The following is a 21,892-nucleotide window of genomic DNA, read 5'->3' on the forward strand; positions in this document are numbered from 1 at the left end:
CTGTCGCCCCACCACCGACGACCGGCGCAAGGTCGCCTGATTCGGGGGTTGACATGACCACACAGAACTTTGGGGCGCGGAGCTCGGGCTCTGCCGTGACGGCAGGGCTCGCCTTCGCGGCCGGCGCCCTCATGGTCCTGGCCCTCCAGCAACGGCGCCTGGAAGCCCTCCGTCTACGGGTCGCGCAGGTGGAACGGACCGACGGAAGGAACGCGAGGCTCGCGGAGCAGCAACGCTTCCAGACGTATCTGCTCGACAAGGCTCTCGGAGATCCGGACCTCGCCGAGGTGCTGAGCACCATCGACGAACTGGACCCGGTCCGGCGACGTCAGTACCTCTTCGCCAACGCGCTGTACACGAACGCCCTGCGTGCATACCGGGCCGGAGACGTCGACCGGGACGAGTTGCACGGCCATCTCAGGGTGATCTGCCAGAGCGCGATCTTTCGCGACTACTGGGACGCCACCCGCCACCATCGCGCAAGCCTCAAGAAGACCTCGCAGGAGGCGCGCGTGGGCCGAATGACGGACGCACTCATACGCGATCTGGACCAATCGGACACGGAGGAGTGGTGGGTGGTGGGTGAGCCACCGCCGGAACGGGACTGATGTTTGGGGCGCGAACAAGCAGTCGCCGTAGGCCAGTTGGCCTAGGAGGGCCGAAGGTTTAAGCCGTTAAACTCTCGGCTACTGTGTCCCCGTTTTCACTGTCTAAACTTGAGGACCGGGATCACCTTGAAAATCCTGCGCCGCATTGGCGCGTCTCCACGCGAGCGAGGCAGCCTGTCGGGTGAGACGTGCCCCGACATCTTCGAGCTCAGCGACGGGAACTTCGCCGTCATCGGCACCGAGGCGACAGCGACGCTCGACACCCAACTCCCCCATGACGCCGCTCGCGCGGACTACGAGCGCATCGTCGTCATCAGCCGGGAAACACTCATCCGCGCGAAGGCGGACATCCCCGACAGTTGAAACGGGCTCAGGGCCATCGCAGGACCCGCCCATGGTCCGTCGAGATCCATCGGTCACCCCGACCCTTCTCCGGACCGCGGCCACGAGACTGGGCCCGCACCCCGCCATCTCACGAGCCCCGCGGACATCCCCACCGCCGGCGGCCCGAGCGACGCCGACGCTCACCGCGCACCGTGCCGCTCGACACGAGCTTCCCGAGGTCCAGCACCGACCGGTGCTGGACCTCTCGCGTGCCAGGACCCGCCGCTTCTCGCGCCGCCACGGAGCGGCGCGGCCACGATCCCGGGCACCATCGGACGGGCGCCTACACGGCCCCCGGCACGGCCGCCGGCGCCCCCGGCCCCACATACCGTGCCGCCGGGCGGATGATCTTCGAGTCCTCCGACTGTTCCAGGATGTTGGCGCTCCAGCCGACCACGCGGGCGGCGGCGAAGGTCGGGGTGAACATCTCCCGGGGCAGGCCGCACAGTTCCATGACCACGCCCGCGTAGAACTCCACGTTCGTGTGCAGTTCCCGGCCGGGCTTGAGCTCGGCGAGGATCGCTTCCACCTGGCGTTCGACCTCGACGGCGAAGTCGACCAGCGGGCCGCCGAAGGACTGCGCGATGCCCCGGAGCATGCGCGAGCGGGGATCCTCCGTGCGGTAGACCGGGTGCCCGAATCCCATGATGCGATCGCCGGCCAGGACGCGTTCACGGATCCACGGGTCGATGCGCTCCGGTGTGCCGATCGCGTCGAGGGTGTCCAGGGCCCTGCTCGGAGCACCGCCGTGGAGAGGTCCGGACAAGGCGCCGACCGCTCCCACGAGGCATGCCGCCACGTCCGCTCCCGTGGACGCGATCACGCGTGCCGTGAAGGTTGATGCATTGAATCCGTGATCAATGGTTGAGATGAGATATTGCTCGACCGCACGGGCCCGCCCTGCATCGGGTTCGGAGCCCGTCAACATGTACAGATAGTTGGCGGCGTACCCGAGGTCCTCGCGCGGCTCCACCGGGTCCAGGCCCTGACCGAGGCGGTACAGCGCGGTGAGCAGTGTCGGGACGGCCGCGGTGACCGTGAGCGTGTCCGCGAGGCGCCGCTCGGCGTCGATGTCGTACACGGGCCGGAACCCGGCTGCGGCACCGAGGAGCGACAGCGCCGTACGCAGCCCGGCGAGCGGCCCCGAGAGGCGCGTCGCCGCCGCGATGGCGGGCAGCGCGGTGCGGACCTCGTCGGGCAGCCGGCGCAGCCGTGCCGTCCGCGCGGTGAACGCCGCACGCTGTGCCGCGTCGGGCAGTTCGCCGTGGACGAGCAGATGCCAGACGTCCTCGAAGCCGCGGGTCTGCGCGAGTTCGACGGCCGAGTACTGGCGGTAGTGGTAGAAGCCCTCCAGCCCCCTGACGTCACCCAGTCGGGTGTCGGTGACGACGACGCCCGCGAGTCCTCGCGGCACGTCGACGGAGGTGGTGGACGCGGCCCGGTTGATCGGCATGTTTCCTCCCTGGACTTGACCCGACTGTCCATGCTTGACTCAATCATTGTCAATATTGATTTAATCAATATGCTGATCCATGGATACGGTGGCGCCATGAGGGATCAAGAAGCGGCAGCGTCCGGGCGCGAGGGCCGACGGCTCAGCACCAAGGAGACCGCCGAACTGCTCGGCGTGAAGCCCGAGACCGTCTACGCCTATGTGAGCCGCGGCCAGCTGAGCAGCCGGCGCGAACCGGCCGGCCGCGGCAGCACCTTCGACGCGAAGGAGGTGGAGGCGCTGGCGCGCCGCAACAGGCGTGACGCCGGGGCGAGTTCGAGCACGGGCGACGAGTTGTCCGTGCGTACCCGCATCACCCTCATCGACAAGGACCGGTACTACTTCCGCGGGGTCGACGCGACGGAGTTGGCCGCGGCGTACTCCTACGAGGAGATCACCGAGTGGCTCTGGACGGGACGGCTGCGCCCGGGCGTCACGTTCACCGCCCCCGAGGCGTCCGTCGCCGTCGCGCGCCGCGCCGTGGACGCGCTGCCCGAGCACAGCGGCCCGACCGACCGGCTGCGCGTGGCGGCGATCGCCGCGGCCGCCGCCGATCCACTGCGCTTCGACCTCAGCGAGGACGCCGTCCTGGGCACCGGACGGACCCTGATCCCGACGCTCGTGGCAGCCCTTCCACCCCTGCGTCACGACCACCGCGACGATGGCCCGCTCGCCCACCGCCTGTGGGGGCGGCTGACCGGACGCACCCCTGACGAGGCGTCACTTCGAGTTCTGGACACGGCACTTGGCCTGCTCGTGGACCACGATCTCGCCGCCTCGACACTGGCGGTCCGGGTCGCGGCGTCGGCGCGCGCCCACGCGTACGCCGCGGTGTCGGCGGGCCTCGGCGCACTCGAAGGACCCCTTCACGGCGCGGCCAGCCGGCTCGCCCACCGGATGCTCCTCGACGTCCTGGACCGGGGCACGGCCGCCCCTGTCGTCGCCGACGAACTGCGCGCCGGGCGCCGTGTCCCCGGGCTCGGTCACCGGCTCTACCCCGGCGAGGACCCCCGCGCTCGTGCTCTGTTCGCCCTGCTGGAGGACGTCCCCGCCGCCGGACCCGCGCTGGCGGCGGCCCAGGACGTCGTGACGACGACCGCCCGTCACGCGCCCCTGCACGCCAATGTCGACCTGGCGCTGGCCGTGCTCACCGTCTCGTCCGGGATGTCGGCCTCCGCGGGGGAGACGGTCTTCGCCGTCGCCCGCACGGCGGGCTGGATCGCCCACACCCTGGAGGAGTACGCGGAGCGCCCCCTGCGCATGCGCCCGAGCGGCCGGTACGTGGGGGAACGCCCACCGCAGCCACTCCCCCGCTAGGGCCTGTCCGGCATTTCCCGGCGTCGCCCGAAGGGCCGGACAGGCCCTGGGAGAAGCGCTCCGGTCCCGTGCCGCGCACTCCCTCGTGTGCGCCTGGACCACCCCAAGTGCGCCCCCATCGGCGGGGCCGGAAGTCGCCCCGGCTCAAGTCAGGTTAGGCTCACCTCTGTGAGTATGTGCACGACCGCGTCGCGGCACCTCGACGAGCCCCTTGCGGGGACTGCGGCCACCGCGAGGACATGGCTGCTGATCGAGCAGCCCGGCCCCTGGGGTGCGAAGGCGCTCACTTCGAGCCACCTGGACCCCACGATCGGTCGTGCCCTCGAAGCGGCGGCGAAAGGCACGGGCGTGCGGATCGCGCTGATCCGCCGCCCCGGACGGCACGCCGACTGCGGGACGCTCGCGGAACGCCATGTGTACGCGGCGCACACCACTCCCGGAAACGTGTGGCTGCACAGCGCCATGACGGCCGATCCCGAGCACCTGCTCGACCTCGACTTCGACGCTCTCGGCATGGGCGACCGCCACACCTTCGACAGTGTTCTCCAGGGCGGACCGCACACGGGCGACCCGCTCGCGCTCGTCTGCACCAACGGCAAGCGCGACCGCTGCTGCGCCCTGCTGGGACGCCCCCTCGCCGCCGAACTCGCCATGTCCGGCGCGGCGGGCGTCTGGGAGGTCACCCATCTGGGCGGACACCGCTTCTCGCCGACCGTGCTCGTGCTGCCGTACGGATACGCGTACGGCCGCGCCGAGGCGCACGCCGTCAAGGAGATCGTCCAGGGCGCCCGTGAGGGCCGGATCGTCACCGACGGCTGCCGCGGGAACTCCGCGTGGGAGCGGCCGGGCCAGGCGGCCGAGCTGGCCGTGCGCGCGGCCCTGGGAGAGCACACGGCCGAGGCCCTGACGGTGGTCCGCACCGAAGGCGCAGCTCCCCGCTGGGAGGTCACCGTCGCGCACACGGACGGCCGTCTGTGGCGTGTCTTCGTCGCCCAGGGTGCCGCGCTGCCGCCGCGTCCGGAGAGCTGCGGTTCGGTGCTGGGCTCGCCCGCCCGGATGGACGTCGTGGCGGTGCGGGCGATGGGGCGGGCGACCGTCGCGGTGGCCTGCTGACGCCGGGCCGGCGCACTCGCCGGCTCTCACCGGCCCCGTAGCGGGGCTCCGTGCCCCGGTCCCCACGACTCCCCCACCGGACGATCAAGAGATCCGTGCCACACTCCCTTCGGCCGGGTGCGCCCGCCCCCGTACCGTCATAGCCATGAGCCCCACTCCCCCCGCACGACGACTGCGCCTCGGTCTGCCGCGGCGGGTGTTCTCGCAGGTGCTGCTGATGCAGGTGGCGATCGCCGCGGGAGTCGCCGTCCTCGCCACCGGGCTCTTCCTCGCACCGCTCAGCGCGCAGCTCGACGACCAGGCGATGCGCCGCGCGCTGGCGATCGCGCAGACCACGGCGGCACAGCCGCAGATCGCCGACGATCTGCGCACGACACGGCCGTCCGTGGCGGGCCCGGTGCAGACCGAGGCGGAGCGGATCCGTATGGCCAGCGGGGCCGAGTACATCGTGGTGATGGACATGCAGGGCATCCGGTGGTCGCACACCGATCCCTCGGAGATCGGCCGGACGGTCTCCACGGACCCCCGCCAGGCGCTGCGCGGCGAGGACGTCATGGAGATCGACACCGGCACCCTGGGCCGCTCCGCGCGGGGCAAGGTCCCGCTGCGCGACGCCGACGGGAAGATCATCGGTGCGGTCTCGGTCGGCATCAGGTACGACAGTGTGCGCGCACGGCTGGTCGACGCGATCCCGGGCCTGTTCGCGTACGCGGGCGGAGCGATGGCCGTGGGCGCGCTGGCCGCCTATCTGATCTCCCGGAGGGTGCAGCGACAGACCCGTGATCTGGCCTTCTCCGACATCTCGGCACTGCTCGCGGAGCGCGAGGCGATGCTGCACGGCATCAGGGAGGGCGTGGTCGCGCTCGACGGCGCCAGCCGCGTACGTCTCCTCAACGACGAGGCGCAGCGTCTGCTGGGCCTCGGCTCGGAGGCCATCGGACAGTCCCTGGACGACGCGCTCGGCCCGGGACGCACGACCGACGTGCTCGCCGGGCGCGTGACCGGGACCGATCTGCTCACCGTCCGCGGCCAGCGCGTCCTGATCGCCAACCGGATGCCCACCGACGACGGCGGCGCCGTCGCCACCCTGCGCGACCGTACGGAGCTGGAGCAGCTCGGCCGGGAGCTCGACTCCACACGCGGCCTGATCGACGCCCTGCGTGCCCAGGACCACGAGCACGCCAACCGCATGCACACGCTCCTCGGACTGCTCGAACTGGAGATGTACGACGACGCTGTCGACTTCGTCGGAGAGGTCGTCGGCGACCACAAGGTGACCGCGGAACAGGTCACCGAGAAGGTCCACGACCCGCTGCTCGCGGCCCTGCTGGTCGGCAAGGCGACCGTGGCCGCCGAGCGGGGCGTGGCCCTGTGGATCTCGGACAGGACGCTGCTGCCGGACCGGCTCGTCGACCCCAGGGGACTGGTCACCGTCGTCGGGAACCTCGTCGACAACGCGCTCGACGCCGTCGCGGGCAAGCCTCACGCGCGCGTGGAGGTGGAACTGCGTACCGAAGGCCGCACCGCCGTGCTCCGCGTGCGGGACACCGGTCCTGGGATCCCGCAGGAACAGCGGGAACTGGTCTTCACGGACGGATGGACCACCAAGAAGCCCCCGGCGCACGGGAAGCGCGGCATCGGGCTCTCCCTGGTGCGCCGGCTGGCCGAGCGGCAGGGCGGCAGCGCGCGGGTCGCCGAGGCGGACGGCGGGGGCGCGGAGTTCACGGTGGTGCTGCCGGAGGCGCTGACCGAACCCCTGCCCGACGAGGCTGCCGGGCGGGAGGACGGCCCCGTCCCCGCGCTGGCGCCGCGTCTCGTACGGCAGTCCCCGTCCCCCGAGGCTGCGGGCCCGGGAGCCACCGCCGCCCCGAACGCCGAGGAGGAGTCGCGATGATCGAGGTACTGGTCGTGGACGACGACACCCGGGTCGCGCGGGTCAACGCCGCCTACGTCGGGAAGGTGCCCGGCTTCCACGTCGCGGGCGAGGCGCACAGCGCGGCGGAGGCCCTGAGCCGGATGGAGGCGCTGCCCCGCGTGGACCTGGTCCTCATGGACCACTACCTGCCGGACGACACGGGTCTCGCCGTGGTCCAGGAGATGCGCCGCCGCGGCCACCAGACCGACGTGATCATGGTGACCGCGGCCCGGGACATCTCGACCGTGCAGGCCGCGATGCGGCAGGGCGCGCTCCAGTACCTGGTCAAGCCGTTCGCCTTCGCGGGGCTGCGCGCCAAGCTGGAGGCCTATGCGGCCCTGCGGCGCACCCTGGACGGCGGCGGTGAGGCCGAGCAGCCCGAGGTGGACCGGATCTTCGGCGCGCTGTCCGCGGGGGCGGAGCCGGATCTGCCGAAGGGACACTCCCCCTCGACCGCGGAGCTGGTGCGCCGCGCGCTGGTGAACGCGGAGGGGCCCTTGTCGGCCCAGGAGGTCGCCGACGAGACCGGGCTGAGCCGGCAGACCGCGCAGCGCTATCTGAAGCTCCTGGAGCGCACCGGGCGGGCCAGGCTCACCCTCAAGTACGGCGACGCGGGCCGCCCGGAGCATCGCTACGTCTGGGCGACCCGCGTCTGAGCTGCGTGCGTCGGCGGATCAGCCCGCGGCCTTCTTCACGAACTCGGTGGTGTACGTCTTGCTCAGGTCCACATCGGCATTCTTGATGTTGGGGTTGAACGCCTTGAGGACCTTCTCGACGGTCTCGGGACCGTTCTCGGGCATCACGCCATCCTTGGTGAACATCGGCAGGGTGCTCTGGATCGCGCCCGCGTACAGCGTCTTGTTGCCCTGCGAGTAGTCGGCGGGCATCTTGTCGGCGATGTCCGCGGCGCTGTGCGTGGACATCCACTTGAGAGTCTTCACGAAGGCGTTGGCCAGCTTCTGGACCGTGTCCTTGTGGCTGTTCACCCAGTCCGTCTGCATGTACAGACTGGACGAGGGGTACGGTCCGCCGAGCGCCTCCTGGGAGCCCTGCGGCGTCCGCATGTCGACGAGCACCTTGCCGAGGTTCTTCTCCATGACCGTGGCGACGGTGGGGTCGGTCGTCATGCCGCCGTCGATGGCGCCCTTCTGGAGGGCGGAGATGAACGTGGGGCCGGCGCCGACAGCGACGGGCGTGAACTCGCTGACCTGCACGCCGTTCTTGACCGCGAGGTACTTGGTGAGGAAGTCCGTCGAGGAGCCCAGGCCGGTGATGCCGAGCTTCCTGCCCTTGAAGTCCTTGGGTGAAGTGATGTCGTCCTTGCGCTTGTCGGAGACGATCTCCACCTCGCCGGGCGCGTGCGAGAACTGCACGACGGACTCCACGGACTTGCCCTTGGTCTGCAGGTCGAGGGTGTGGTCGTAGAAGCCGACGGCCCCCTGCACCTGACCGGAGACGAGGGCGGTCTCGGCCTGAACACCGGCGGGCTCGCTCAGGAGTTGGACATCCAAACCCTCCTCCTTGAAGTAGCCGAGCCGCTGCGTGAGCATCGCCGGCAGGTAGATGACCTTGTCCAGTCCACCGACCATGATCTTGACGTGCTCACCGCCACCACCTCCGTTGTCGCCGGAGTCGGCCGTCGTGCCGGCCGCGTCGTTGGCGCAGGCGGTGAGCGAGGTGAGAGCGAGCAGACCGGCGGCTGCCAGGGCGGAGTATCTGGCGGTCTTGCGCATGGTGGTTCACGTCCTTGTGAGAGAAGAGCGGGTGCGGTGCGCGGGTGCGACGGGTTCAGCGGTCGGAGTCCGACGGCTTCCACCGGAAGATGCGGCGCTCGGCGAAGGTGAGCAGTCCCTCGGCCAGCAGGGCGACGACGGCCAGGATGACCATCGCGGCATAGACACCGGCGGCGTTGAAGGTGCCCTGCGACTGCGCGACGAGCAGGCCGATGCCCTTGGTCGCGCCGATGTACTCGCCGACGATCGCGCCGATGAGCGCGAAACCGAAACTGACGTGCAGGCTGGTGAAGATCCACGAGGTGGCGGACGGGATGACGACCTGGAGCGTCACCCTGCGGTCACTGGCCCCGAGAATGCGGGCGTTGGCCACCAGGTTGCGGTCGACCTCCCGCGCGCCCTGGAAGGCGTTGAAGAAGACCGGGAAGAAGACGAGGACCACGGCCGACGCCACCTTGGAGGCCGGCCCGAGTCCGAACCAGATCACGAAGATGGGTGCGAGGACGATCCTGGGTATGGAGTTGAGCACCTTGATGTAGGGCCCCAGGACGTCGGCGAGGAACGTGATCCGGCCCAGCGCGATGCCGAAGACGACACCGGCGACCACTCCGATGATCCAGCCGAGCAACGCCTCGTGGAGCGTGAACCAGATCTGTTCGCCGAGCGAGCCGAGCGCCGTGCCGTGGGTCGTCCACGTGTAGATCTGGTCCCAGATCTTCGACGGCATCGAGAAGTTGAACGGGTCGATGACCTTGGCCCGGGAGAGCCCCTCCCACAGGCCGAGCACGGCGACCAGGAGCAGCGCGCGGGTGGCGGTCACGACGATCTTGCGGCGGCGAGCGGCCCGCGCGCGGGAATGCGTACGGTCCTGCTTGGCGGGCTCGGCGTCCTTCGGGGCGACGACCGTCTCGGGAAGGGTGTCAGGCGACATGGGCCGCGCCCCTCTCCCGGGTGATGCGGACCTCTTCGCCCAGCGACTCCCAGATCTCGCGGTAGATCTCGATGAACCGCGGCTCCAGGCGCACCGACTCGACCTTGCGCGGGCGAGGCAGGTCGATGTCGAAGACGTGCTTCACGGTCGCGGGGCCCGCGGTCATGACGACGACCTTGTCCGCGAGCGCGATGGACTCCTCCAGGTCGTGGGTGACGAAGACGACCGAGGCGCCGGTGCCCTCCCAGAGTTCCAGCAGTTCGTCCGACATGAGCGCCCTGGTCTGCACGTCGAGCGCGGAGAAGGGCTCGTCCATCAGCAGGATCTCGGGGTCGTTGACGAAGGTGGCGGCGAGGGCGACGCGCTTGCGCTGACCGCCGGAGAGCTGGTGGGGATAGCGGTCCTCGAAGGCCGCGAGCCCGACTCGGGCCAGCCATTCGCGGGCCCGCTGCTTCGCCTCCGACTTGGGCACGCCCCGGAAGCGGGGACCGGCCATCACGTTCGACAGGACGGTGCGCCAGGGGAACGTGGCGTCCTGCTGGAAGACGAAACCGACCTTGTCGCCGACGCCCGCGACGGGCTCCCCGGCGACCAGGACCTCGCCCTCGGTGGGCTCTTCGAGTCCGCTGACCAGGGTCAGCGTGGTGGACTTCCCGCAACCGGTGGGGCCGACGACGGCGACGAACTCGCCCCGGCCGATCGTGAGGTCCAGCTCCCTGACCGCCGTGTGCAAACCCCCCGACGGCGTCTTGAAGATCTTGCTCGCGCCCCGCAGTTCGATGGCGGGGCTGATGTCTGTGCTCATGGCCCGGGACCGTAGGTGTGGCGGGGGCCACAGCATCAGTCTTCTGGGCGCAAGGCCTTCTTCTGCTTGCAAGAGTCTGTTGTGCTCATTTTGCTCGCGCTACAACAGCGGAGCCGAAACACGGGTTCAACGCCCGCCAGGCCTTGAGAGAAAGAGGCCCGATGATTGACGTCCTGGTCGTGGACGACGACTTCCGCGTCGCCGAGATCAACGCGAAGTACGTGGGGAAGGTTCCCGGATTCCGGGTGACCGCCCGCGCGCACAGTGCTGCCCAGGCGCTGGCCGCGGTCGAACGCGCGCCCGTCGACCTGGTGCTGCTGGACCACTACCTGCCCGACCAGACGGGGCTGGAACTGGTCCACCGGATGCGCGAACGCGGCCACGGCACCGACGTCATCATGATCACCGCCGCCAGCGACGTGGTGACCGTGCAGGCCGCGATGCGTCTCGGTGCGCTGCACTATCTCGTCAAGCCGTTCACGTTCGCCGCGCTGCGCGCCCGTCTCGACTCGTACGCCGCCCTGCGCCGCACCGTGGACCGGGTGGGCGGGCACGGTGTGGCGGGCCAGGAGCAGGTCGACCGGATCTTCGGCGCCCTGCGCACCACGCCCGTGCCGTCGTCACCGGGGCTGCCCAGCGGTCACTCCGAACCGACCACCGACCTCATCTGCGACGTGCTGCATCGTGCGGACCATCCTCTGTCGGCCCACGAGGTCGCCGCCGAGACCGGCCTCAGCCGCTCCACGGCACAGCGCTATCTGCGCCACCTCGAACAGGCCGGACGCCTGAGCCTGTCGCTCAAGTACGGCGACACGGGCCGACCGGAGCACCGGTACGCGTGGGTGGCGCCCTAGATCCCTCACGTGCGGGCCGGCCCCGACAGCAGCCGCCCTGGCCCCGAGGAGCCGGCGGTGCCGTCCCTGTTCTCCCTGTTCGACGAGCGGCGGGAACGCCCTCGGCGGCGCCCTCAGACGGCTCCGGCGCCGGTGAGCGCCCGCACCTCGGTCTCCGCGTGCTTGGCCTCGTCCGGTTCCTCCGCCGACGTGACCGTGCCGAGCCAGCCCGCCAGGAAGCCCAAGGGGATCGACACGAGGCCCGGATTCTGCAGCGGGAAGTACTGGAAGTCCACGTCCGGGAACAGCGATTCGGGACTCCCCGAGACCACGGGCGAGAGCACGACGAGCACCAGCGCGGGCACCAGGCCGCCGTACACGGCCCAGACCGCGCCGCGCGTGGTGAACGACCGCCAGAACAGCGAGTAGAGCAGCACCGGCAGGTTCGCGGACGCCGCGACCGCGAAGGCGAGGCCCACCAGGAAGGCCACATTGAGGTCACGGGCGAGCAGCCCCAGCGCGATGGCCACCACGCCGACGCCGACGGCAGCCGCCCGCGCCACGGCGACCTCGCTGCGCGGCTTCGCGTGCCGACGCCGCAAGGACGTGTACAGGTCGTGGGCCACGGACGCCGAGGAGGCGAGGGTGATGCCGGCGACGACCGCCAGGATGGTCGCGAAGGCGATGGCGGCGACCACCGCGAACAGAACCGTTCCACCCGTCGAGTCGGCGCCGCCGCCCAGGTCGAGAGCCAGGAGCGGGACCGCTGTGTTCCCCGCCGCGTTGGACGCGCGCACCGTCTCCGGACCCACGATCGCCGCGGCCCCGAAGCCCAGCACGATCGTCATCAGGTAGAAGCCACCGATGAGCCCGATCGACCAGACCACCGAACGCCGCGCCGCCCGGGCCGTCGGCACGGTGTAGAACCGGGCCAGGATGTGCGGCAGCCCGGCCGTGCCGAGGACCAGCGCGAGCCCCAGACTGATGAAGTCGAAGCGCGCGGTCCAGTCGCCGCCGTACTTCAGCCCGGGCGCGAGGAACGCCATGCCGTGCCCGCTGCGGTCCGCCGCCGAACGCAGCAGCTCATTGACATTCCCGTGGAACCGCGCCAGGACGAGCACCGTCAGCGCGACGGCTCCCCCGAGCAACAGCACGGCCTTGACGATCTGAATCCATGTGGTGGCCCGCATGCCGCCCAGCGACACATAGATCACCATGAGCGCGCCGACGCCGATCACCGTCCAGTTCCGCGCGGCGTCGCTCGTGCCTCCCAGCAGCAGCGCGACCAGGCTGCCCGCTCCCACCATCTGCGCCACGAGGTAGAGCACGGACACGGTCACCGATGACGTTCCCGCCGCGATCCGTACCGGCCGCTCGCTCATCCGGGCCGCGACGACGTCGGCGAGCGTGAAACGCCCGCAGTTGCGCACCAGCTCGGCGACCAGGAACAGCACGACGAGCCAGGCGACGAAGAACCCCACGACGTACAGCAGGCCGTCATAGCCGTACAGCGAGATCAGCCCCGTGACACCCAGGAAAGACGCCGCCGACATGTAATCACCTGAAATGGCAAAACCATTCTCCATCGGCGAGAACAACCGCCCGCCGACGTAGAACTCCTCCTCCGAACCATGTCGGTTACGGCTCACCCACGTCGTGATCGCCAGCGTCACCGCCACGAACGCGCTGAACAGCAGCAGCGCCAGCGTCTGATGGTTGCCGGTCACCGCTCACCGCCTCTGACGTGCCGTGTCAGCTCCTGCGTGTCCCAGCGGAGATCCAGCGCTGCCCGGTCCCGGCGCAGCCGCGCGTGGCGCGCGTACGCCCATGCGAGCAGGAACGTCGTGAGGAACTGTCCGAGTCCCGCGAGCAGTCCCACGTTCACCGCGCCCGCGACGGGCCGCGCCATGAACCCCGGCGCTGTCGTCGCCGTCACCACATAGCCCACGTACCAGGAGAAGAAGACGGCGACGGCCGGGATCACAAACCTCCGGTACCGGCTGCGCACTTCCTGGAACGCAGCGCTGCGCTGCACCTCCAGATAGACGTCGGCCGCTCCGCCCGCCCGCGGTTCGTGCTGCGCGCGCGCCGCCGGCACCGCGGGTGCGGGCGCTCCCGTGCCGTCCAACTCACCCCAGCCGGAGGCGAGCGCGTCGTACCAGGGGTCGTCGAACCGGACCTCTCCGGTATCGCCGCCGTCGTGCTTCTCCACCGATCTCTCCTTGTCCGCGGGCCGATGTCGCCGCGTGCCCAAGGATGGGCAGATCGGGAAGATCCCGGACTCTTCTCTCCGTGCTCTTCACCCCATCAGGTGACTCAGTCCACCGGTGGCCGGACGAGTCCCTTCCCGAAGGCGTAACGCACCGCCTGAGCACGGTCCTTCAGCCCCGTCTTCGCGAACAGGTTGTTGATGTGGGTCTTCACCGTGGCTGTGGAGACATGCAGCTTGCGGGCGATCTCCTGGTTGGTGAGCCCCTCGGCGATCAGCAGCAGCACCTCGGTCTCGCGCGCGGTCAGCCCGTCGGGTCCCTCCGTCGGCGGCAACGGCTCCGCCGGCGGTTCCGACAGCCGTTCCAGGAGCCGACGTTGGATGCTCGGCGAGAGCCCCGCGTCCCCCGACAGCACGCTCTCCACCGCCCGTACGATCTCGTCCCCGCCCGCGTCCTTGGTGAGATAGCCGCGCGCTCCCGCTCTCAACGCGGGAAACAGCGACTCGTCGTCTGCGTACGTCGTGAGGATGACCACCTGTGTGCCCGGGTACTCGGCCCGGATGCGGCGGGTGGCCTCCACACCGTCGCAGCGGGGCATGCGCAGGTCCATCAGCACGACGTCCGGGGCCAGTTCGGCGACCAGTGCCACAGCTTCGTCCCCGTCGCCCGCCGCTCCGACGACCTCGACCCCGGGCAACAGGCCCAGCAGCATCACGATGCCCTCGCGCACGACCGTCTGGTCGTCCGCGACCACGACCCGCGCCGGCTTCCTGCCCGTCTCCTCCGTCTCCGTCATACGGGCACCCTCAGCGTCACCACGAATCCCTCCTCCTCCGGCCCGGCCTCCAACGAGCCGCCCAGCAACTCGGCACGCTCCCGCATGCCCAGCAGACCGTACCCGGCTCCCGAGCCGCTGAGATCGCCCGGCGGGCCGCCCGAGTCCCTTACGTCCAGCGTCACTTCGCTCTCGCCGTAGTCGAGATGCATGTGCACCTTGGCTCCCCGGGCGTGCTTGCGCACGTTCGTCAGGGCCTCCTGCGCGACCCTGCGCACGGCCTGCGAGGTCTCGGCGGGCAACGGCTGCCGTTCGCCCGTCACAGTGACGTCCGCTCCGTCCGCCGTGGCGACGAGTTCACTCAGGAAGTCCTCCAACGGGGACATCTCACCTCGCAGAGCCGAGAGCGCCTGCCTGGTCTCCGCGAGCCCCTCCCGGGCCATCCCCCGCGCCGCCACGACCCGTTCGAGGATCGCGTCCCGGTCGGCGCCCCGCTCGATCAGCAGACGGGCCGCCTCCAGATGCACGAGTTGCGCCGACAGACTGTGGGCCAGCACGTCGTGGATCTCCCGCGCGATCCTCGTCCGCTCGGCCAGTGCCGCCGACTCCGCCTCGGCCGCACGGGCCGCGCGCTCCTGCGCCAGCAGTCGCTGCGCGTTCCCTCGTGCCTCCGCGTCCAGGCGCAGCACATACCCGGCGAGGGCGAGTCCCGCCGTGGTGGCCGCGGTGGTCAGCCACACGTCGTCGTTGACCGCCGCGTACGCACTCAGCGCCACGGAGGTGACGGGCAGTGCCGCGGCGAGAGGCAGCCGTTCGATGGCGCTGACGGCGCACCCGCACCACAGCACGAGGGCCGGGACTCGGAAGCCCACGCCATGCCCCAGCGTCGCGATCGCCAGCAGCAGGGTCAGCAGCCCCACGGAGGGCAACAGGCGGTGTTCGAGCGTGGTCCGCCAGAAGGCCCACAGCAGGAACGCGCACACCATGATCCCTGCGATGCCCGCGGCGATCTCCCACCCGCTCAGGCCCGCCTTCGTGAAGGTCGTCGCGACGAGGACGCCCAGGGCGACGATCCTCGAGACCCATCCGAGCACGCGCCTCGGCCTGGACACCCCGACCTGCAGGAGCGCCTCGCGGGACGGCCACCGAGTCCAAGCGCTCTCGTTCACACGCGCTCCTTCCACGAGGCGGGCACGCCGTCACCGTACGCCGGGGTCTGCGCCCGCGTCGGGTGCAGGAGCTGGGTCCGCCAGGCCAGGAACCCGGCGCGGACCAGCAGAGTGGCGGCGAGACCCAGCAGCAGCGCCGAGGACTCCTGATGCACGCCGAACAGCACGCCTGTCCCGAAGAGGCCGGCACGCAAAGCGATGCCCCCGATCCAGACGGCCACGCTGGCCTTGGTGCTCCTGCTCCACACCGAGCCGTCCGGCTCCGTCCATATGCGCGTCGTCCACGCCCAGCCGGCACCGGTCGCCAGGGCCACCAGCAGCTCCGCGCCCAGCAGCACGATCGCCCCCGCTCGATGGTGCGGGTCGATCAGCCCGGGATTGCGCAGCGCCATGACTGCGAGGACGACGGGCACGATCCACCAGCGCTTGTCGTCGCTGATCCTGCGGGTGCGGAACTGGCGGCCGATCACCAGTACGGCAACGGCGCAGATCAACAGAGCATCGACGAGCCCGGACATCGCGGCCTCCGTGGGCGAGGGGAGCGACAGCGGGTGCTGTCGACGCCTTCGACGCTACGGAAATCTGCAGGTCAGCAGATCGGAGCCGGGGTGGATCCCGGGTGGATCTCCCACCACCCCTCACCTCCACCCACGGGTGGAGCGCCGCCCCAGACGCGGACCCACGGGTGAAGCCCCGGCCCCCGACGCGGCCCCGCGACAAACGTCCCTCGCCCCCTCCGCCCCTACCCGACCCGAACCCCCAGGGGCTCCGCCCCCGAACCCCCGTTCGGCCTGAACGGCCTCGTCCTCAAACGCCGGACGGGCTGAAAGGTGGCTCCCTGCCCTCAATGCGGGGCGGGGCGGGAGCCGCCGCCGGACGCGCCACCGGCTGGACCTCAGCCCCACTCACACCCGCAGCCGCTATCCCACCGAAGGGGCCGTGCCGGTGAATCAAATGCCCGTTGCGGACGGCGCCACGCACCCACCGAGGTCCTACCAGCACCGCCCCGCACAAGGGCTGCAACGGGCGGATCACCGGCACGGCCCCGACCCACCCACCGGACAGACTGCGAGACGGCGAAGCGGCGCAACGGCGGGATGGCGAGACGGCGAGACAACCCAGCAGACAGCCCCGCCCCGCCCGCCCCGCTACGCGTCGATCCGCGACCGATCCAACGTCGCCGCCGAGCTCGCGATGAACTCCTTACGCGGCGCCACATCGTTCCCCATCAACAGGTCGAACACCTGCTCGGACGCTTCGAGGTCGGAGATGTTGATGCGCCGCAGGGTCCGGTGGCGCGGATCCATCGTCGTCTCGGCCAGCTGGTCGGCGTCCATCTCGCCGAGACCCTTGTAACGCTGGATCGAGTCCTTGTACCGCACGTTCTTGCGCTGGAGCTCCAGCAGCGTCTCCCGCAGCTCCCGGTCCGAGTACGTGTACAGGTACTTGTCCTGGCCCTTCTTCGGCTGGCTGAGCTCGATCCGGTGCAACGGCGGCACCGCCGCGAACACCCGCCCCGCCTCGACCATGGGCCTCATGTACCGCTGGAACAGCGTCAGCAGCAGAATCCGGATGTGCGCCCCGTCGACATCGGCGTCGACGAGCAGAATGATCTTCCCGTACCGCGCCGCGTCGATGTCGAAGGTCCGACCCGACCCCGCCCCTATGACCTGGATGATCGCACCGCACTCGGCGTTCTTCAGCATGTCCGTCACGGACGCCTTCTGAACGTTGAGGATCTTGCCGCGAATCGGCAGCAGCGCCTGGAACTCGGAGTTCCGCGCGAGCTTGGCGGTGCCGAGCGCGGAATCACCCTCGACGATGAACAGCTCACTGCGGTCCACGTCGTCGCTGCGGCAGTCGGCGAGCTTGGCGGGCAGCGACGACGACTCCAGAGCCGTCTTCCGGCGCTGCGCGTCCTTGTGCTGGCGGGCGGCGATCCGCGTACGGGCGGCAGCGACGGCCTTCTCGAGGACGACGCGGGCCTGTGCGGCGGCGTCCCGCTTCGTGGAGGTCAGGAACGCCTTGAGTTCCTTGCTGACGACGTTCGTCACGATCCGGCGGGCCGCGGAGGTGCCGAGGACCTCCTTGGTCTGCCCCTCGAACTGCGGCTCGGCGAGACGCACGGTGACGACCGCGGTGAGCCCCTCCAGGGCGTCGTCCTTGACGATGTCGTCCTCGGCGACGCGCAGCAGCTTCTTGGCCCGCAGCACCTCATTGACGGTCTTCATGACGGCCTGCTCGAAGCCGGCCACGTGCGTGCCGCCCTTGGGAGTGGCGATGATGTTCACGAACGACTTCAGAGTCGTGTCGTACCCCGTGCCCCAGCGCAGCGCCACGTCGACGCCGAGCTCGCGCGTGACCTCGGTGGGCGTCATCTGGCCGTGCTCGTCGAGGACCGGGACGGTCTCCTTGAACGTGCCCTGGCCCGAGAAGCGGAGGACGTCGCAGACCGGCTTGTCGGTGGCGAGGTACTCGCAGAATTCGCTGATGCCGCCGTCGAAGCGGAACGACTCCTCACCCTTGCTGCCGCCCTCGCCGAGCCCGTACTCGTCACGGACGACGATGGTGAGGCCCGGCACCAGGAAGGCGGTCTGACGGGCACGCTGGTGCAGGTTCTCGAGGGAGAGCTTGGCGTCCTTCAGGAAGATCTGCCGGTCGGCCCAGTAGCGCACGCGCGTGCCGGTGCGGGTCTTGGGGATGCGCTTGAGCTTGCGCAGGCCGCCCGTCGCATCGAAGGCGGCTTCGGGCCCGTCCGCCTTGAACGTCCCGGGGGTACCCCGCCGGAAGCTCACCGCGTGGGTGTTGCCACCACGGTCGACCTCGACGTCGAGGCGGGCGGAGAGCGCGTTCACCACGGAGGCGCCCACGCCGTGGAGGCCGCCGGAGGCCGCGTAGGAGCCGCCGCCGAACTTGCCGCCGGCGTGCAGCTTGGTCATGACGACCTCGACACCGGAGAGGCCGGTCTTGGGCTCCACGTCGACGGGGATGCCACGGCCGTTGTCCCGCACCTCGACGGAGCCGTCGTCGTGCAGGACGACGTCGATGTGGTCGCAGTAGCCCCCGAGGGCTTCGTCGACGGAGTTGTCGATGATCTCCCAGAGGCAGTGCATCAGACCGCGACTGTCAGTCGATCCGATGTACATGCCCGGACGCTTGCGTACCGCTTCGAGCCCCTCAAGGACGAGCAGGTGCCGCGCGGTGTAGTTGGAACCGTCCCGGTCTGCTCCGGTCAGCAGGGCTGTGGACGGCACGGACGTCTCGGCGGTCACGCGGTTCGCTCCTCGCTGAATTTCAGATGGGACCCATTTGGGTAAGGCCCCGGCTTCGGTCGCCGCTCAGAGGGTACCGAGGCCTGGTAGAGCCGATGTAACGCCACCCTCGCATGAACTCAGACTAGTCCAGAGTCGCATGCATGTTCGATCCCTCGATTGAGTGAAGTACATATCACGTTCCCTTCCAGGCATGAACCATTTAGGCTCCGGGCACGTCCTCATGAACAACCGGCAACCCAGCCGGGAGGGCAGACCACCTGACAATCAGCGCGAACCCGTACGACACGAAGACTTGCGATACGGCTCATTCGCCGCCACCCGGCAGCAGACAGCCGCCCCGGAGAGAAATTTTCGAGGAAAAGCCACGAGCGGGAACGTTTTCGGCCTGGTTGGATGTTGACCCTGGTACGACAGCTCGTCGAGCTAGAGAAGAGGCGACGTGACTACTGTTCTGACCCCCGCGAGCCCACTGACGGCCGCTGACCGCTGCGACCGTTGCGGCGCCCAGGCATATCTGCGCGTCGTCCTTCTGAGCGGCGGAGAACTGCTCTTCTGCGCCCACCACGGTCGCAAGTTCGAGCCGGAACTCAAGAAGATCGCCGCCGAGATACAGGACGAGACGGAGCGGCTCACGACCGTTCCCGCAAGCGCCAACGAAGAAGAGCGCTGACACTTCGCGTCGACGACGAGTGAGTGCCGGCACAGGCCGGACGTCGGGCGGCCACCCCCTGGACACAGGGAGTGGCCGCCCGAACTCGTAGCGCGCCGTCCGCGACGCTCAGCGGCGCTTGCCGAGCGCCCGGGCGACGTCCGCGACCCGCGTGTAGACGCCGGGGCTGCCGGGCTGCCCACAGCCGCTTCCCCAGGACACCAGGCCGATCAGCTTCCCCTGGGCGACCAGCGGCCCTCCGCTGTCCCCCTGGCAGGCGTCGTGGCCGCCTGCGGCCTCTCCGGCGCACAGCATCGACGCCGACCGATACGTGCCTTCCTCGCCACCGGGGTAGGCCGCCTCACAGGCGCTGTCGGGGAGCACCTTCACCCCTGCGGCCCTGAGGCTGTGCGGATAGGTCCCGAAGCCCGTCGTGTCACCCCAGCCGTAGACCTCCGCGTCCGTACCCGGCCGGTAGGCGGAGTCCCCGGACGGAGCCATGCGGATGACCGAGCTCTCGGGCAGCGGTGAGGTAAGTGTCACCACGCCGTAGTCCCCCGCGTTCGTATAGCTGTCGTAGTCCGGATTGACCCAGACGTCACGCACAGCGATCTCCTTGCCGCTGTCCGACAGCAGGTCGCCGCGGCCCGCGATGACCTTCAGGTCGGTCACCTGCCGCGGCGGGGTCCCCAACACGTCCGTACCCAGGCAATGGGCCGCGGTCAGGACCTTGGACGGACTGATCACCACTCCCCCGCAGAACTGTCCCGCCCGCGTACCCCCGAACCGGTCACGGCTGGCCAGCGCCACCGTCCACGGGCTCTTCGAGATCTCGACGGGATACCCGCCTATGACGACGCTGTCGGCAGCGGCCGGTACGGGGGAAGCCAGCGGTATCACGGCCGCGGCGGCCACAAGGGCCAGCGCTGAGGCAAAAGGACGGCGCATGCGCACTCCTCACTCTGGGATGGTCATGGGAAACCCAGAGTGATCCAGCAGTCGGAAGCACGCACTCCGCACAGACGCCGAGGGCCCGGCTCCCCCACGGGAGCCGGGCCCTCGATGACGTGGCGCCGAGGCCTAGTCGAGGTAGTCGCGCAGCACCTGGGAGCGCGACGGGTGACGCAGCTTCGACATCGTCTTGGACTCGATCTGGCGGATGCGCTCACGCGTGACGCCGTAGACCTTGCCGATCTCGTCGAGGGTCTTCGGCTGACCGTCGGTGAGACCGAATCGCATGGAGACGACGCCGGCCTCGCGCTCGGACAGGGTGTCCAGCACCGAGTGCAGCTGCTCCTGCAGAAGCGTGAAGCTGACCGCGTCGGCCGGGACGACGGCCTCGGAGTCCTCGATGAGGTCACCGAACTCGCTGTCGCCGTCCTCGCCCAGCGGCGTGTGCAGGGAGATGGGCTCGCGGCCGTACTTCTGGACCTCGATGACCTTCTCAGGGGTCATGTCGAGCTCCTTGGCCAGCTCCTCCGGGGTGGGCTCGCGGCCCAGGTCCTGGAGCATCTGACGCTGCACGCGCGCGAGCTTGTTGATGACCTCGACCATGTGCACCGGGATACGGATGGTGCGGGCCTGGTCGGCCATGGCGCGGGTGATCGCCTGACGGATCCACCAGGTGGCGTACGTGGAGAACTTGTAGCCCTTGGTGTAGTCGAACTTCTCGACCGCGCGGATCAGACCGAGGTTGCCCTCCTGGATGAGGTCCAGGAAGAGCATGCCGCGGCCGGTGTAGCGCTTGGCCAGGGAGACCACCAGACGGAGGTTGGCCTCCAGGAGGTGGTTCTTGGCGCGGCGGCCGTCCTCGGCGATGATCTCCAGCTCGCGCTTGAGCTTCGGGGCGAGCTTGTCCGCGTTGGCCAGCTTGTCCTCGGCGAACAGACCGGCCTCGATGCGCTTGGCGAGCTCGACCTCCTGCTCGGCGTTGAGCAGCGGGACCTTACCGATCTGCTTGAGGTAGTCCTTGACCGGGTCGGCGGTGGCACCGGCAGCGGCGACCTGCTGCGCGGGCGCGTCGTCCTCGTCCTCGTCGGACAGGACGAAGCCCTGGGCACCGTCCTCGGTGGGCTCCTCGGTTCCGGGCTTGCCCGGGGTCTCCTCGACCGCCTCGTCGTCGATCAGCTCGACGTCGTCCTTCTTGGCGGTGGTCTTCTTGGCCGCCGTCTTCTTGGCGACCGTCTTCTTCGCGACCGCCTTCTTGGCGGTCGTCTTCTTGGCAGCGACCTTCTTGGCGGACGCGTCCTCAGCCGGATCGTCGGCGGCAGGCACGGCCGGGGCGGCGGGGGCGGCGGCCTTCTTGGCGGTCACCGTCTTCGCGGCCACCGTCTTGGTGGCGGTGCGCTTGGCCGGACTCTTCGCTGCGACGCTCTTTCGGGTGCGCTTGGGCTCCGCGGCACTGACCATCAGCGTCACACCCTCTTCCTCGAGGATCTGGTTGAGGCTGCGCAGTACGTTCTTCCACTGAGTGGCCGGAATCTGGTCAGCTTCGAAGGCCCGACGCACGTCATCGCCGGCGATCTGCCCCTCAGCCTTTCCCCGCTCAATGAGCGCCATGACAGAGACGGACTCGGCGATCTCCGGCGGGAGCGTACGGGATGTGCTGGCCGACACGAACAACCTCTCGGAACGTTGGAAAACGGCTTCCGGCCCCGTCCACTGCGGACAGGAGCCGACGACC

20 protein-coding genes are annotated in these 21,892 nt (G+C 69.8%); 8 read left to right on the forward strand and 12 right to left on the reverse strand.

Annotated elements, in window-relative coordinates; translation table 11 throughout:
• Nucleotides 1-95: 95 nt before the first annotated feature.
• Nucleotides 96-608 (forward strand): DUF6082 family protein, encoded by a 513-nt coding sequence (locus ABEB03_RS30280; RefSeq protein ID WP_345656072.1) that lies wholly within the window; start codon nucleotides 96-98, stop codon nucleotides 606-608.
• A 126-nt stretch (nucleotides 609-734) separates the two neighbouring features.
• Nucleotides 735-971, forward strand: a complete 237-nt coding sequence (locus tag ABEB03_RS30285; RefSeq protein WP_345656150.1) for a hypothetical protein — start codon at nucleotides 735-737, stop codon at nucleotides 969-971.
• A 304-nt stretch (nucleotides 972-1,275) separates the two neighbouring features.
• On the opposite strand, the gene ABEB03_RS30290 is transcribed toward ABEB03_RS30285, so the two are convergent.
• Nucleotides 1,276-2,445: a citrate synthase/methylcitrate synthase gene (locus ABEB03_RS30290; protein ID WP_345656073.1), complete on the reverse strand. Its 1,170-nt coding sequence runs from the start codon at nucleotides 2,443-2,445 to the stop codon at nucleotides 1,276-1,278.
• Nucleotides 2,446-2,541: 96 nt separating this feature from the next.
• Between ABEB03_RS30290 and ABEB03_RS30295 the strand changes: the two genes are divergently transcribed.
• From ABEB03_RS30295 to ABEB03_RS30310, 4 genes are all read left to right on the forward strand, one after another.
• On the forward strand, nucleotides 2,542-3,801 hold the full coding sequence (locus ABEB03_RS30295; RefSeq protein WP_345656074.1) for a citrate synthase: 1,260 nt from the start codon (nucleotides 2,542-2,544) through the stop codon (nucleotides 3,799-3,801).
• A gap of 168 nt (nucleotides 3,802-3,969) precedes the next feature.
• Nucleotides 3,970-4,914: a sucrase ferredoxin gene (locus ABEB03_RS30300; RefSeq protein WP_345656075.1), complete on the forward strand. Its 945-nt coding sequence runs from the start codon at nucleotides 3,970-3,972 to the stop codon at nucleotides 4,912-4,914.
• 145 nt (nucleotides 4,915-5,059) lie between these two features.
• Nucleotides 5,060-6,808 carry a sensor histidine kinase gene (locus ABEB03_RS30305; protein ID WP_345656076.1) on the forward strand — a complete coding sequence of 583 codons (1,749 nt, stop codon included), beginning with the start codon at nucleotides 5,060-5,062 and terminating at the stop codon, nucleotides 6,806-6,808.
• Entirely contained in the window at nucleotides 6,805-7,485 is a 681-nt protein-coding gene (locus ABEB03_RS30310) for a response regulator (RefSeq protein ID WP_345656077.1), read from the forward strand. Before ABEB03_RS30305 ends, ABEB03_RS30310 begins: the two co-directional genes overlap by 4 nt.
• An 18-nt stretch (nucleotides 7,486-7,503) precedes the next feature.
• Here ABEB03_RS30310 and ABEB03_RS30315 read toward each other — a convergent pair whose 3' ends face one another.
• From ABEB03_RS30315 to ABEB03_RS30325, 3 genes are read right to left on the reverse strand one after another with little or no spacing between them, the layout of a single operon-like run.
• Nucleotides 7,504-8,562, reverse strand: a complete 1,059-nt coding sequence (locus ABEB03_RS30315; protein ID WP_345656078.1) for an ABC transporter substrate-binding protein — start codon at nucleotides 8,560-8,562, stop codon at nucleotides 7,504-7,506.
• A gap of 55 nt (nucleotides 8,563-8,617) precedes the next feature.
• Nucleotides 8,618-9,493, reverse strand: coding sequence for an ABC transporter permease (locus tag ABEB03_RS30320; protein WP_345656079.1), 876 nt, complete (start codon nucleotides 9,491-9,493; stop codon nucleotides 8,618-8,620).
• On the reverse strand, nucleotides 9,483-10,298 hold the full coding sequence (locus ABEB03_RS30325; RefSeq protein ID WP_028802285.1) for an ABC transporter ATP-binding protein: 816 nt from the start codon (nucleotides 10,296-10,298) through the stop codon (nucleotides 9,483-9,485). The genes ABEB03_RS30320 and ABEB03_RS30325 overlap by 11 nt, the downstream gene beginning before the upstream one ends.
• A gap of 161 nt (nucleotides 10,299-10,459) precedes the next feature.
• Between ABEB03_RS30325 and ABEB03_RS30330 the strand changes: the two genes are divergently transcribed.
• Nucleotides 10,460-11,152 (forward strand): response regulator, encoded by a 693-nt coding sequence (locus tag ABEB03_RS30330; RefSeq protein ID WP_095937111.1) that lies wholly within the window; start codon nucleotides 10,460-10,462, stop codon nucleotides 11,150-11,152.
• A 113-nt stretch (nucleotides 11,153-11,265) separates the two neighbouring features.
• On the opposite strand, the gene ABEB03_RS30335 is transcribed toward ABEB03_RS30330, so the two are convergent.
• The 6 genes from ABEB03_RS30335 to ABEB03_RS30360 form a co-directional block, all read right to left on the reverse strand.
• Nucleotides 11,266-12,858: a solute symporter family protein gene (locus ABEB03_RS30335; RefSeq protein WP_345656080.1), complete on the reverse strand. Its 1,593-nt coding sequence runs from the start codon at nucleotides 12,856-12,858 to the stop codon at nucleotides 11,266-11,268.
• Entirely contained in the window at nucleotides 12,855-13,343 is a 489-nt protein-coding gene (locus ABEB03_RS30340; RefSeq protein WP_345656081.1) for a DUF485 domain-containing protein, read from the reverse strand. Before ABEB03_RS30340 ends, ABEB03_RS30335 begins: the two co-directional genes overlap by 4 nt.
• 104 nt (nucleotides 13,344-13,447) lie before the next feature.
• Nucleotides 13,448-14,137, reverse strand: a complete 690-nt coding sequence (locus tag ABEB03_RS30345; RefSeq protein WP_345656082.1) for a response regulator transcription factor — start codon at nucleotides 14,135-14,137, stop codon at nucleotides 13,448-13,450.
• The gene (locus ABEB03_RS30350) at nucleotides 14,134-15,285 is read right to left on the reverse strand and encodes a sensor histidine kinase (RefSeq protein ID WP_345656083.1); all 1,152 of its coding nucleotides are present in this window, start codon (nucleotides 15,283-15,285) and stop codon (nucleotides 14,134-14,136) included. Before ABEB03_RS30350 ends, ABEB03_RS30345 begins: the two co-directional genes overlap by 4 nt.
• Entirely contained in the window at nucleotides 15,282-15,803 is a 522-nt protein-coding gene (locus ABEB03_RS30355) for a DUF1453 domain-containing protein (RefSeq protein WP_345656084.1), read from the reverse strand. Before ABEB03_RS30355 ends, ABEB03_RS30350 begins: the two co-directional genes overlap by 4 nt.
• A 630-nt stretch (nucleotides 15,804-16,433) precedes the next feature.
• Nucleotides 16,434-18,557: a DNA gyrase/topoisomerase IV subunit B gene (locus ABEB03_RS30360; protein WP_095937105.1), complete on the reverse strand. Its 2,124-nt coding sequence runs from the start codon at nucleotides 18,555-18,557 to the stop codon at nucleotides 16,434-16,436.
• Nucleotides 18,558-18,999: 442 nt separating this feature from the next.
• Between ABEB03_RS30360 and ABEB03_RS30365 the strand changes: the two genes are divergently transcribed.
• Nucleotides 19,000-19,230: a DUF7455 domain-containing protein gene (locus ABEB03_RS30365; protein WP_345656085.1), complete on the forward strand. Its 231-nt coding sequence runs from the start codon at nucleotides 19,000-19,002 to the stop codon at nucleotides 19,228-19,230.
• 108 nt (nucleotides 19,231-19,338) lie between these two features.
• On the opposite strand, the gene ABEB03_RS30370 is transcribed toward ABEB03_RS30365, so the two are convergent.
• Complete coding sequence (locus ABEB03_RS30370) at nucleotides 19,339-20,157, reverse strand: S1 family serine peptidase (protein ID WP_345656086.1); 819 nt, start codon at nucleotides 20,155-20,157, stop codon at nucleotides 19,339-19,341.
• A 132-nt stretch (nucleotides 20,158-20,289) separates the two neighbouring features.
• A complete protein-coding gene (locus ABEB03_RS30375; protein ID WP_345656087.1) occupies nucleotides 20,290-21,825 on the reverse strand; it encodes an RNA polymerase sigma factor in 1,536 nt (511 codons plus the stop codon).
• Nucleotides 21,826-21,892: the final 67 nt, after the last annotated feature.

Origin of the sequence: Streptomyces siamensis, from assembly GCF_039543605.1 — a bacterium.
In the GTDB taxonomy this organism is placed as follows: Bacteria; Actinomycetota; Actinomycetes; order Streptomycetales; family Streptomycetaceae; genus Streptomyces; species Streptomyces siamensis.

What these genes read in the sequence shown, in the direction of transcription:
- ABEB03_RS30290 (WP_345656073.1), bottom strand. Translation starts at nt 2,445, where the DNA reads ATGCCGATCAACCGGGCCGCGTCCACCACCTCCGTCGACGTGCCGCGA.
- ABEB03_RS30295 (WP_345656074.1), top strand. Translation starts at nt 2,542, where the DNA reads ATGAGGGATCAAGAAGCGGCAGCGTCCGGGCGCGAGGGCCGACGGCTC.
- ABEB03_RS30305 (WP_345656076.1), top strand. Translation starts at nt 5,060, where the DNA reads ATGAGCCCCACTCCCCCCGCACGACGACTGCGCCTCGGTCTGCCGCGG.
- ABEB03_RS30310 (WP_345656077.1), top strand. Translation starts at nt 6,805, where the DNA reads ATGATCGAGGTACTGGTCGTGGACGACGACACCCGGGTCGCGCGGGTC.
- ABEB03_RS30315 (WP_345656078.1), bottom strand. Translation starts at nt 8,562, where the DNA reads ATGCGCAAGACCGCCAGATACTCCGCCCTGGCAGCCGCCGGTCTGCTC.
- ABEB03_RS30320 (WP_345656079.1), bottom strand. Translation starts at nt 9,493, where the DNA reads ATGTCGCCTGACACCCTTCCCGAGACGGTCGTCGCCCCGAAGGACGCC.
- ABEB03_RS30325 (WP_028802285.1), bottom strand. Translation starts at nt 10,298, where the DNA reads ATGAGCACAGACATCAGCCCCGCCATCGAACTGCGGGGCGCGAGCAAG.
- ABEB03_RS30330 (WP_095937111.1), top strand. Translation starts at nt 10,460, where the DNA reads ATGATTGACGTCCTGGTCGTGGACGACGACTTCCGCGTCGCCGAGATC.
- ABEB03_RS30345 (WP_345656082.1), bottom strand. Translation starts at nt 14,137, where the DNA reads ATGACGGAGACGGAGGAGACGGGCAGGAAGCCGGCGCGGGTCGTGGTC.
- ABEB03_RS30355 (WP_345656084.1), bottom strand. Translation starts at nt 15,803, where the DNA reads ATGTCCGGGCTCGTCGATGCTCTGTTGATCTGCGCCGTTGCCGTACTG.
- ABEB03_RS30370 (WP_345656086.1), bottom strand. Translation starts at nt 20,157, where the DNA reads ATGCGCCGTCCTTTTGCCTCAGCGCTGGCCCTTGTGGCCGCCGCGGCC.